Origin of the sequence: Bacillus cereus group sp. RP32 (assembly GCF_040459735.1) — a bacterium.
Lineage (GTDB): Bacteria > Bacillota > Bacilli > Bacillales > Bacillaceae_G > Bacillus_A > Bacillus_A wiedmannii.
Genome location: NZ_JARVHO010000002.1, coordinates 306,064 through 318,313 on the forward strand (window position 1 = coordinate 306,064; position 12,250 = coordinate 318,313).

Sequence of the window (12,250 nt, forward strand, 5' to 3'; positions counted from 1 at the left end):
CTACCCCCTTATTTTTAGATATCTTCTTTGTAGATCGCTAAGCCAATTGGATTGAAAGGCGTTGCTTTTGCTTGCGTCATAGGTGAAACAGGTGTGGTCGGTAATGTATAGCGGTATAATTGCGCCATTTCATAATAAGCAATAATTTCAGCATCATTTACCGGTGGTTCATTAAATGTAATGGTTTTATCATCGGAATTGTACACATATTCTTCCTTTGGTACCTCTATACAAGATCGTAGTAACTTTAAGGTATCGCCTTTAGGTTTATGTTCTAAGTGAAACACTTTACGCGCCCCGTCACCTTTTCCTAAAACTTCATTAGAAACTGTTTTTTCAATTTCTAATTCATCAGCTTGCTGGATGTTTTTCGGATGAACTGCATAGACATCATCTAATTTACCTACATACCCATCATTAGGATGAACAATATACACTTGAGATAGATGATATTTACCACTATACACAGACGGATTAAAGCGTCCCTGACCATTATCAACATCCATATTATGAGTAATGAAAGAAAGATAATGATGTTGGTACATAGAGCCTGTATAAGATTGTGCTAATTGTACCGTTTCATTACCGTTACTTGTACTTTCTCCGTAATCTATCGTTGTATTTCCGACCTTTTTATTTGCAGAATATACAAATTGGTCACCAGTACGACAACCTGCTGCGATTATCATATTTCTTCGCGGAGCATTTTCAAATGTATACATTCGGCCGATATAAACAGGGACGAATAAAGCACGAACGGGAGCAGGTGTTGGATCTACACGCATAAACATGGCTATACGGTCTCTATTGGCATTTCCATACATATAAACAACAGAATCTCGTTTCCAGTCTCTTGTAAACCGCTTTTCTGGAGTGAAACTAATCGGTGTATATGGTGAAGGATTAGCGAAATTCAACGCTGAATACACTTCACTCATAATGCCTAACATATCTTCTGTATCAAAAGATTTAGTTGCTGTTAGTGTATCTATGGTTCCATCTGCTTTAGGTTCAACTGTATAGAAGCCAGCCATTTTAATATTATCCGTACTTGCAGGTGCCTTTTTAAACACAATTTTTGATTCGGTAAATGTGTATTCTTCTGGTGAAATAATGGCATCATTTTTATAAAAAATGGTGCGAGACTCATCGAAATTAGGGAATGGATATTGGAACTCTGTTTTTGTTCCATTCCCATTCCCTAATTTACTTGCTTGATCTGATAGTTTTATTTCTTTTTCGATAAAATACTGACTGTAGGTGAAGAAAATCATATCGTTAGAAGGTTCATAGGCATCACTAGCAAGTCTACATTCATATGTAATTTTATCGTTCTTCGCTGGCGCGTCAGTAAACTTAATTTGTCCAGTGCGAGCATTCACTGTATAGCCTTTTTTATCTTTTACGATACTATTTATATAAATAATAAGGGAGCTTTCTGTAACTGGAAATACAGGCATTTGAAAGTCTTTCTTTGTACCATCACCTATACCTAATTTACCTAATGGAGAATCCGCTGTAATGTATCGATTATCGGTAAAATCTGATAGATTCGTATCGTATGCATTTGCTACACCTAGTTTTCTACGTTCTCCATCACTTCCAACTGCTTCAAATAAACGAACATCGATAAACTTACTAATTCCACTACGAATCCTGAAAAATAGTTTTCTATCCCATCCGTTAGTAGTAAACATTTTTTCTAAGTCATTCGGTAATGTTTGCAAATACGTTATTTTATCAAACCACATTTATATTCATCCGCCTTTATCTTGTTTTTTCGTAGATTCCTAATCCAGCTGGTCGATAAGCAGTAGCAGGTAACTTTGTAATTGGTGAAATTGCATCGACCGTAAAGAAACGATAAATGTCATGGGTATCTGGACAAGTATTTTGTCTTACTTTCAATTTATCTCCATTTAATAAACCTAAAGGTGATAGTAGAACGATATAAGGCATATAACCGCGAACACCTTCCTCTGGATGAACAATATACGCTCGTGACGTATGGACTTTATTGCTGTAAACAGAAGGATTAAATTGATATTTATATTCATCATTCTCATGATTTTGCCATGCGTTTGGATACTGGCCACCAGTTGTACTTTTTCTATCTGGTGGCATCATGTTAGATGGAACATTCCACGCTAGATAATGAGCTTGATATCTTGCTCCAAAACGTGAACGTTTAATTATGATGTTATCAATACCGTTACCTGGGCTTTTTGGATATGCCTTCGTTCTCGGCATATATTTTTTTACATCCCTAAATGGAGTTTTACTTTCAAAGTTATAATTATGGGAAGACGCTTCTGAACCTTCATCGTAAGCGGTGCCTGCCCATAGAGCGTCGGCAATTGTGTCATCTGCTGCATAACTTTCTAATTTCCCCATATAAACAGGAATTACAGGAACAGAGTTATTATCGAAAGCAGGCGTTCTATCAGCTTGTATTAGAAGAACCACACGGGATTTATCTACTTGTCCCGTAATACGAACCATTGAATCCGGCCACCAATTCGAATCGACATTTATATTTGTTAGTTTAGGGTTTCTAAATGAACATTTTACCCAAGGGGACATCATCAATTGAGGTGAATCTTCATATTCGTAGGAATTTGTGTAATAAACTACCCCAGTATTAGGATTTACGTTTCTATTTGAAGTTACCTTTACTTCAGCTAATTCAACATCCATAATAGATTGAAATTCACTACCGTCTTGAGCGCCCATTTGAATTATGCTATTGTCTTTATAATTTGGAACCTGTTCTATCATGTATAGATACATACAAGAACGATCTTTATATCTTGGATTATCTTCTACATAAGATTGAAATTCTGTTTTGCCTTTATCTGTAGATAAATCAATATTTAGTTTTGTTTTAGTCTCCCAAGCCCAAGTTTGAACGATTCCGTACATGCCACCATCTGAATTTTGTAAGACAACATGTTTTGCACACCAATAATTATACAGCTTAGTAATGTTATCTTTGCTTCCTTGCTCTTTTTCCTTATCAATGTATTTATAAAAGGTTTTGACTTTCTTCCAACCGTTTTCAGTCATTAAATTTATGAGTGAATTATGAAAATCTGCTTCTGTAACTATTTTTTCAACGTATGCCATCTATTTCACGCTCCTAATCTCTTAATCTCTCAATAGTTGGTAATTAAGCCATATAGTTTTTTTATCTGCGGATGCATTGTGGTATTCGAACTTCACTTCAGCATTAGCAGGTATAGGTTTTACAACAGAGAAATTAAATCCCTCCGGCACATCTTTTACATAAACCTCTTTAAACACTTGTTGGCCATTAATAAATAAATTCCAGTAGTCCGAATCACTGTAATGTGAAGCAGCAACAGAAAAAGCAATCATTTCTGTTTCGAATGGCAATGAAAACTTATCTACATGAATGTCATCATGAATACCAACTCTTCGCCCTTGTATGAATGGTTCTGTTTTTGTCGGGAAGTAAGGCGCGTCGAATCTTCCACCAGCCATATAATTAATTGCAAAACTCATAAGTACGCCTCCTTATCTTAAAAAGTGCAATTCAAACCAAACAGTTTTAGCAAGAATTCCTTGGTTATGGAATCGGAATACAATTGTGTCTCCTGCTTTAACCGTTTTATAAACCATAAAGTGCATCCCTTCTGGAAGACGCTTTGTATAAATATCTTGGCAAACAGTTTGTCCATTCACGATTAAATCCCATTTATCATCTAATTCGTAAATGGAAGAACTAACACTAATTGCGTAAATCTCCATATCTGCAGGTAATACATATTTCACTTCATCCGTTTTATATGATGTAGAATCCATAATGAATCCAGGTACGAATGGTTCCGTTTTTGTTGGATGAAAAGGTGGATCTAATCGACCACCAGCTAAATAGGTTGTTTCAAACAAGAGTAATCACCCTTTTTCTTGTATTAAAAAATTCCCGTGCATCATTACGACACATCGGGAATTGCTAAATCAGATAGTATACCGTTACCTTTATTAAGAAGTCTCGGCTGCACACGCTCTAATTGCTTTTGTGCATTGTATATTAATTGTATCTCCATTTCTTTTCCTGTTACTTTATGAGAGACAAGAACCTTTTCTAGCATGCTGTGTGCATTAAAAGCTAAATCATAGTGTAAATATTTATCTCCATCGACTGCAGATAAACGAGCACCATCACGAATAAGCGTATATCCTTCGGTCATGCCTTCTTTAAATACGTCATTTGGATCATTACCAGGAATCGGTTTTCCACCGCTGTAAAATTCCCTATCAATTAACCCTTTCATTAAATACATAATAGGATCATATAAGTTCTTTTGCATTATCATTGAATCACCCCTAATTTACCCTCGTAACAGACCAAGTTTTTGCTGGTCGTTGGATATAATAGTGATCTTTGTTTTGATTTACCCTAGGAAATGATAAATCTGGTAACGAACCATAATCAAACAAGATATTATTTTGCGTATCCAATACTTGCAAACGTCCTGTAAGAATCCCTTTTGGGTTTCGTACTGCTTCAAATACGATAGTATTCACACCATATTCAAGTGGAATATCAACATATGTCGGATTGTTCCGGATAAAATAATTTTCTTCGATTAATTTATCATTACAGTAAATATTTAATAAATCGCCATCCTCTACATCCCAATCCCAAAGTTTTAAACGTAATGTATCTACATTTACTGTAATACCAGTTATATCTGTATATGGAGCTGGTTCATACCCATAGTTAACAGATAAATCTAAAGTTTGATAGAATCCATCATCTGCAGATATCATGGTATTAATTCCTTTAACAAAGTAATTCCATTGTTGACCAGAATCTCTATTGTAAACAGAAACCACATCGAATAATTGAATCCTTGGATCTCCAATGACTGCTACTGTTAATGTTCTGAACTTCTGGATTGCTTTTAAATGATAAGCAGCAGCAACCGCTCGCCTTGCAAAGAACGTTGTCGCCCAAGGAACTTCTATCATTTCCTCTCGTAAATCACCCTGCGATACATTTTTTAATAGAAACGAATTAAGAAATCCGTTTGCATAATCTCCACATTTAACAACAATGCTGTTACTTATATCCTGGTCAGTTAGCTGCATATCTAAAGAGACAAGGTTTTCGCCTTCTCTAAAACTAAACTTTGCAGGTTCATTAACTGCATAGTCTGGCATTTTCATAAATGTACAACTTCCATCTGGTTCATGTTTAATGTAGTGGAATGTTGTATCTATAATATCCCGTACAATTTCATCCCACTTTTGAAACCTCTTTCCAGTTGCCCCTTCAACAATCCAACTTTCATTGGTCCCAGGAATGTTTACCCTACTTCCGTGTAATGTAACTCCTGCTTTTTTAAGGAAGAATTTCACTACATCATATACATTTCCAGTCGGTGCAACAATTTCATCTGACCCCGGCGTTGGAATTACTGATTTTTGTAGAACCTTTTTATAAGATGTTGTGCAGGTAACTGATATTGTGCCGCTTTCGGCATTCACCTTTACGTCAGATACAAAGCCATGTATATAAGGTAAAACCTCTTCACCGTGGCCAATAGACACCTTAAATTCTGTCTGTGGATACAGTTGATTTGTATTTGTTACTTCACTGTTATAAAACCATTCTTGAATAGAAGAAAACTTACCATACCAATTATCAGGAGCCATTTGACCGTATTCATTTGCAAAGGTAATAGTAAATGTACTTGCGAATTGGTCTGCGTTCTCCTGGACTTCTAAACTCGTTACACGGTGTTGAATTTGGACGTAAGAAGAAGAGTCCCTTTTTTTCATAAAAACAATTAAATTAGGGGAGTTATTCCCTAATTGGAAGTGACTCCCCAACATTCTAATTAAAGATACAGAACCTTCCCTCATATGCCATCAACTCCAACGCCTGCTTGTGCTGTTGATATTAATTTACATTTTGCTAGTACTAATGTGCCTTTTCGTATAGTATCCACTTCATTAGGTGGTATAATACCTCCGTAGGTACCATAATCACCAGTGATAATATGAGTACGATATATTTCCCTCATGAAATCACGCCAATATTTTATATCTCTAAATAGAAGGGTAAATTCTACTTCGCATCCTTTATTGCCAGCACTTTGAAAACGCGGATACCCATGCATAACATTGTGAGTTTTTAAGCCGTCTAGTGACTTTGGCATCTTTGTTTGCTCAATCATTGCAATGTTAGGAACATGCCCAAATGCATGATAAGAAGCTTGGCTTACATAGGCTATATCAGAATCACCATAACCGATTGTTGTAAATTCAATTGTTTGTGGGCCTGCACCAACAAATATTTCTCGTGCTTCCCAAGCGTAAGAACCTCTAGCCCTAAACCGTTCAATACCATTTACCCGAACAATAAAGTATTTATTCGGCAGCATACCATCTGAACCAATAGGAACCTGGGACATAAAATGAAAGTTATATGTCCCTGGCCATCCAAAAGTAATGGTATATTTTATTGTGTTTTTTAACTCTACTATATCTTCAAAGAGGTAATATGAACCTGCTTTTCTATGCAATGTTTTTAATATACTCATACATTCCGCACCGCCATTCCCATTAGATCGTCAGCAACTACGTTTTGTAGTAATTTTCTCATTTTCACAAAATCCTCTGCGGTTTGCAATTTTTCAACAGCAACTTTGAATGTAGCATTTTGAATTGTAACACCTTTATCTGTTTTCTTTTCAACAGAAGATTGCCCAGCAAATGGATGTGCAGCTTTTCCAATCATATCAGCAGAATGTGCCCCCATTTGTCCAATTCGGGTAGATACATCCGTTACTAGTTGCATCGGTTTTGGTGGAACAACTGCTTTATTTAACAATCCAGAAGCCTTGTCTACAGCCGGAATCATTTTTTCCATCCCTACACCAAGACCTTCTGTAATATATCCGCCGTATTCCATCATTAGACGCGAAGGAGATTTTATACCAAAGAAACTTTTAACTGCTTTTGGTATTCCGTCTACAACGCCTTTAGCTTTATCAACAACCCAGCCAGCCATAGATGTCATACCTTTACCAATACCAGCAATAATATCTTTCCCCCAGCTTACAGCGTCGTTTGCTATCCCCTTAACTATAGAACCAACTTTACCGAATACATCCCTTACTGTATCAACAATGCCGTCAAACGCTCCGACGATAGCTTTTTTAATTGCTGCAAAGTTACTTACTATGAAATCTCTAATAGCACCAACAACACTAAATATTGTGTTTTTTATCTTATTAAAGTTATCCACCACAAAGTTAACAAATGTCCGAACAGCAACTATTATTGTTTCTTTAATAAAATTCCATGCGGTTACAATAATAGACTTTACGATATCCATTACAGTCGTAATTGTGTTTTTTATAAAATGAAATGCTGTAACCACAAAATTCTTTATAGTCTCTAATACAGTTATAAAAACTGTTTTTATTACATTCCAAATCGTAGAAATAACCGTCTTTATTCCATTCATTACAGTTGTAATTATGCTATGAATTGCTTGAAACACACTACTTACAACTGATTTTAAGAAGTTTAATACAGTCGTAAAAATTGCCTTTATTCCATTCCACACTGTAGAAATGACGGTTTTTATCCCATTCATCACAGTCGTAATTATGCTGCGAATTGCTTGAAATGCACCACTTATAAATGTTTTCAAAAAGTTTAGCACCGTCGTAAAAACTGTTTTTATAATATTCCAGCCAGTTTTAAAAATATTTTGCCATGTTTTAATAGCAGTAGAAATATAGCTTTTAATAAATTCTAAAGCAAACTTAACAACACTTTTTATTACGTTTAGCACTGTATTAAATATCGTTTTTATTAAATTCCAACCAATTTCAAATGTCTTTTTCCATATGTTGATATACATTGTAATTACAGTAGTAATTATTTTCCATGCCCCGCTAAGTATTTTATCTATAAACGATACCGCAGATTGGAATACTTTTTTTGTTCCTTCCCAAAAACTTGAGAAAAACTTTGACAAGCTATCCCATACTGACTTCGCAACTTTAACGATAGCATCCCAGGCTTTAGAACAAATATCACTGATCCATTGCACTGCCTGCTTTGTATATTTCACAATTGAATCCCAATTTTTATACAGCACATATACTAAAGCAACCATTGCAATTATCGCAAAACCCCATGGGCTTAATACTAATGAAAACATTGATTTTCCAAGACCAGTCAATATCTGTGCAAACTCACTAAAAACTTTAATTAGTTTTAAGGCATCTTTAATAATCGCCGTAATTGCACCCGGTATTTGCATTAATGTTTTAACTATATTTACAAGGCCACCAATGATTTCACTCGCCTTAGATATAAGACCAGAAACAGATTTGATTAACTCAACCGTTTGCTTCAACGATGGTATTACTATATTAGAAATCTTCACGACTTGTTGAGCGATAGGTTGAATAGTTCCAGCCAAATTCTTTGCATCTTTTTCAGTTAACCCAAGCATATCCTGTAGTTTTTTTTGAGAACCTTCCAAATCAGTAGCAAATTGTAAAGCTTTGCTATTGACTTGTTCTATTGGTTTTGTAACTTTATTTGAAATAGTGTCACCAAACGTTTGCATTTGCTTGCTAATATTCCCAAGAGAATCTGCTGATTTTTGGATTTTTTCTTGCATTGTATTAGAGGCTTTTTGCACTCTCTCTTCAAATTTTTCTACACCTTTATATGCCTGATCCGCTTTGTTACCAATCTTCCCAAAAACATTGGTCGCCCCGCTACCAAATTTTTGAATTTGGCCATTTATTTGATTAAGTACTTCTGCTGGTTTTTGAAATTTTTCTTGTATGTTCTTAGAAGCCTTTTGTAAACTTTCCTCAAACTTTGCTAAATCCTTATAAGCTTCATCTGCTTTAATTCCAATTGTACCAAACAACTGGAATACTTCTGTAAACATTCACTCCCCCCTTTCTAACTAGGAAGTTTTTTATTCCTTATCGTCTTCAAACTGAAACTCTGCAATCAGCTTATTTGCATGGTCGATACATTCCTCTTTGGACCAAACTTCCATAGTCTCATTTTCTTCCCCATCTGACGTAGAATCCGTAAGTCCAAAAGCTTGCAAATAGTCATGAAAAGTTGTTCCTTCTTCTAATTGCCTTGTTTGAAATCCGATAAAGGCCATCTTTTTCCATTCATTTAATTCTTCTTGCTGCTCTTCCTGACTAATAAAAGAAAATAGGTCCATTAAACGAGAATACGGTATGGATAAGACATAATCATCTGTCCATCCATACCGTTTTTGGACTTTATCAAAAGCCCTTAGCATATTTTGCTCTGTTTCTTCTATGTATTTATTAGAGTCATTTTCTACATTTCTTGTTTGTTCCACTTGAGACTTTGAGATTTGATTAGACCCTTGACCTGATTGAAAAAAGACATTAAATCTTCACTTTCTAATAATCCTTCAATAACTGCTACCATGGCTTCTGGTGGTAACTGATCGAATTCTTCACGCTTAATCTGTAATAGACTAGAGAAAAATTCCGAAAACTCATCTTCACATTCCGGAATCATAGACAATAATTGAAAGACAAACTCTAAACCCTTTTCTTTTTTTTGTTTTTCAATTTCATTTAACTGTTCTTGTTGCTCTTCATTCATTTGGGCCAATTGAATTTTTTCATCAATTTCATTCTTTCCTTTCCCAAACTCCATAAAATCAGTCATTGCATGACGACCAACTTTAGAAATAATCTTAGTAAAACGCCAAACATCTTTTACATTTAAACGTCTCATCTTCATCTTCTGACCTGAAATTGTAATTTCTGTACTATTATGCATCATTTTTTCTAGCATTGTTGTCATATTCAATATCTCCTTTTATAACCTAAAAATAAAACCTACAACTTATTTACTTGTTGTAGGTAATTTAGGTGCTTTTTTCTTTGGTAAATAAATTTCATAAGGGGGTGTATTAGGCGAACTTTCACTATAATGACCAATAAATTTGCATTTAAGTCCTACAGTTCCTTTACCATCTTTTAAATCAATTTCTACAGAAGAAACTACCATTGCATTTCGGATAACAAAAATAACCGGAATATCACTTCCTGAAACTACACCTACTATTGCAATATCACTATAACTTGCGTCTTTAATTTCATTGGTTGGTTTTACAATGTTATAATCATTATCAGTCGTACTATCTACATCTACGCCTGGTAGAGCTAACTCTAAATTTTCTTTCGTAAATTCTACTAGTGTAACCTCCATATGTGGTTCATCTTTTAATAGCCATTTTCCGCGAACTAGTTTTCCTAAAACACCATCAATATCAGCATCATAGTATTCTCTAGTAAACCCCACTTTACAGCCACCTGTAGTAGCTCCTAACATCTCACCTAGGTCTTTTACACTTTTAAAACCTTTATACATTACACCCGGTCCAATAACAAAATTATCAGTTGTACCCTCACGTACACCATTAATAAGCTTCCAACTCATTTTTTTCCCTCCTTAATATAATTCCATTCTTCCTACCCGTACAAGAAACTTAATACTAATATGAATAATTGATGGATCTTCATCTGGAACTGTAATACTGCCTGCTCGATGAATCGTAATAATACCAGAATCTCTTAACAATCCCGCTTCTCTGTCTAACAAATGTTCTATTCGCCTTGAAATTACATCCGCTTTTTCATAATCACCTTGGCCACAATATATATCAAAAGTGAGGATCATACGATCAATTACCTCTATATCATCCGGATTATTAGATTCAATTCTCATTACCACATAAGGCATTTTCATATCATTTTGTGCAGTTTGAAATGTTAGAGCGGGCTCTCCTTCATATTTCGATAGATTACTTTGCACAATTGTATCTTTCTCAATAATATTTCTAATTGTTGCAATCGCTTTTGTCGTCATTGTTCTCCTCCCAATGTCCTTTTTAATTCCCCACGCTCTTTTTCAAACGTTTTTAAGAAAAAAGGTCGGGCTTCTACAGTACTTGTACCATTTTCGACATACACCGCTCTTTTTAATTGACTTCCAATCGTTCCCACTACTTCGTTATCTGTAATATGTAAGCCATATTTAATAGAATCTTGTAATTCTCCCGTTCTAGAAGCAAATGTCTCTCCTGGTTTTGAAGCAATATATGTGCGACTTGATCGTGGAATTTTATACTTCACACCATTGTGACTACCTGATACTGTTTGTTTCATTTCTCGTTGCAGTTGATTGCAAGCACTTATAATTCTTTCTACCATTATTTTATTAAGTTGTTCTTTAACCTGTTCTACATTACGTGTAACCATGAATTCCGATGTATTCGTCATTTTATTCCAACAACTCACAATACAATTCAATATGGTGATCTAAAAATGATGGATTTCTTGGTTCTCCTCTTACCTCAAATACATAATCATGAAAATAGATTACATCATTTGTATGGATGTTATGTTCTGCAGAAGTATAAATTTTAAAATTCGGCTCAAAATTTTGTTTATTTCTTTTTAACCTTTCATTATCTACCGCTGTGTGTGTTGTTACACGACACTTCATTCTTTCATAAATAATGACAGGCTCTTCTTTAAAATTTCCTGCCGACTGTTTTACCTTTTGATTCCTTTTCACAGTTACTTCATGTATATATAATTCTTCCATATCTAATGTTCACAGCCTATTCTTTCATTCATAATGCTATTAAAGGGTTTCTACTTCGGTATTTTTTTAATACTTTTAAAATCTTTTTATTAACAGTTTCCTCATCTAGCGATTCAATATTTATTTCATATGAATAATCTCCGATATTTGCTGATTTTTTCATATTTTCATATTGTAGATTTGTTCGAATTACCGCATAACACGTCATATCGATGATGCATTTTTTCATTAAAGTCAAAAGCCCATCATAATCTTGTATTGTATACTCAAACTCATATAATTGATTCTCACTTAAACCATATACAGTGCAGCCATCAGAAAAAACTGAACTGGTAACTTCTTCTCCAGAACCAATATGGATTACCTTGATCAAATTTTCTGCTCGAAAAGAAAGCCAAGCCAATTTACTTGTTCTAACTTTCTCTTTCATTGGGTTACTTGGCTTACTTCTCAAATAGTTTTTAGTAATCAATTCATATTGACTAATGAGCTCCTGGATTACCGTATCGGGCATTCGTTGAACATTCACCCTGTTCTTTATGTCCTGTACAGTAATTTCCATCCTTCCACCTCT

General features: G+C 34.8%; 15 protein-coding genes. All 15 read right to left on the reverse strand.

Translation table 11 applies throughout. The annotated features are described in order from the left end of the window. Positions 1-14: 14 nt before the first annotated feature. Genes QCI46_RS28835 through QCI46_RS28905 form a run of 15 tightly spaced genes read right to left on the reverse strand, consistent with a single transcriptional unit; the run spans position 15 to position 12,238 of the window. Complete coding sequence (locus QCI46_RS28835) at positions 15-1,751, reverse strand: hypothetical protein (protein ID WP_353842076.1); 1,737 nt, start codon at positions 1,749-1,751, stop codon at positions 15-17. A gap of 16 nt (positions 1,752-1,767) precedes the next feature. Next, positions 1,768-3,126, reverse strand: coding sequence for a hypothetical protein (locus tag QCI46_RS28840; protein ID WP_353842077.1), 1,359 nt, complete (start codon positions 3,124-3,126; stop codon positions 1,768-1,770). A gap of 21 nt (positions 3,127-3,147) precedes the next feature. Then, entirely contained in the window at positions 3,148-3,525 is a 378-nt protein-coding gene (locus QCI46_RS28845) for a Low copy number virion structural protein (RefSeq protein WP_353842078.1), read from the reverse strand. 12 nt (positions 3,526-3,537) lie between these two features. Then, a complete protein-coding gene (locus tag QCI46_RS28850) occupies positions 3,538-3,912 on the reverse strand; it encodes a Low copy number virion structural protein (protein WP_353842079.1) in 375 nt (124 codons plus the stop codon). 44 nt (positions 3,913-3,956) lie between these two features. Then, positions 3,957-4,340 (reverse strand): hypothetical protein, encoded by a 384-nt coding sequence (locus QCI46_RS28855; RefSeq protein WP_353842080.1) that lies wholly within the window; start codon positions 4,338-4,340, stop codon positions 3,957-3,959. Positions 4,341-4,350: 10 nt separating this feature from the next. Next, positions 4,351-5,895, reverse strand: coding sequence for a hypothetical protein (locus QCI46_RS28860; RefSeq protein WP_353842081.1), 1,545 nt, complete (start codon positions 5,893-5,895; stop codon positions 4,351-4,353). Further along, a complete protein-coding gene (locus QCI46_RS28865; RefSeq protein ID WP_098961796.1) occupies positions 5,892-6,575 on the reverse strand; it encodes a hypothetical protein in 684 nt (227 codons plus the stop codon). Before QCI46_RS28865 ends, QCI46_RS28860 begins: the two co-directional genes overlap by 4 nt. Next, the gene (locus QCI46_RS28870; protein ID WP_353842082.1) at positions 6,572-8,956 is read right to left on the reverse strand and encodes a phage tail protein; all 2,385 of its coding nucleotides are present in this window, start codon (positions 8,954-8,956) and stop codon (positions 6,572-6,574) included. Before QCI46_RS28870 ends, QCI46_RS28865 begins: the two co-directional genes overlap by 4 nt. Positions 8,957-8,986: 30 nt before the next feature. Beyond that, a complete protein-coding gene (locus QCI46_RS28875) occupies positions 8,987-9,391 on the reverse strand; it encodes a hypothetical protein (RefSeq protein ID WP_483299036.1) in 405 nt (134 codons plus the stop codon). Continuing rightward, entirely contained in the window at positions 9,370-9,867 is a 498-nt protein-coding gene (locus QCI46_RS28880; RefSeq protein WP_353842083.1) for a hypothetical protein, read from the reverse strand. Before QCI46_RS28880 ends, QCI46_RS28875 begins: the two co-directional genes overlap by 22 nt. Before the next feature lie 42 nt (positions 9,868-9,909). Next, positions 9,910-10,506: a hypothetical protein gene (locus QCI46_RS28885; protein ID WP_000118565.1), complete on the reverse strand. Its 597-nt coding sequence runs from the start codon at positions 10,504-10,506 to the stop codon at positions 9,910-9,912. Positions 10,507-10,518: 12 nt separating this feature from the next. Then, a complete protein-coding gene (locus QCI46_RS28890) occupies positions 10,519-10,935 on the reverse strand; it encodes a hypothetical protein (protein WP_000208342.1) in 417 nt (138 codons plus the stop codon). Continuing rightward, positions 10,932-11,348 carry an HK97-gp10 family putative phage morphogenesis protein gene (locus QCI46_RS28895; RefSeq protein ID WP_002175907.1) on the reverse strand — a complete coding sequence of 139 codons (417 nt, stop codon included), beginning with the start codon at positions 11,346-11,348 and terminating at the stop codon, positions 10,932-10,934. The genes QCI46_RS28890 and QCI46_RS28895 overlap by 4 nt, the downstream gene beginning before the upstream one ends. Position 11,349: 1 nt before the next feature. Then, positions 11,350-11,676, reverse strand: a complete 327-nt coding sequence (locus QCI46_RS28900) for a hypothetical protein (RefSeq protein ID WP_353842084.1) — start codon at positions 11,674-11,676, stop codon at positions 11,350-11,352. 28 nt (positions 11,677-11,704) lie between these two features. Next, complete coding sequence (locus QCI46_RS28905) at positions 11,705-12,238, reverse strand: hypothetical protein (RefSeq protein WP_000406978.1); 534 nt, start codon at positions 12,236-12,238, stop codon at positions 11,705-11,707. Positions 12,239-12,250: the final 12 nt, after the last annotated feature.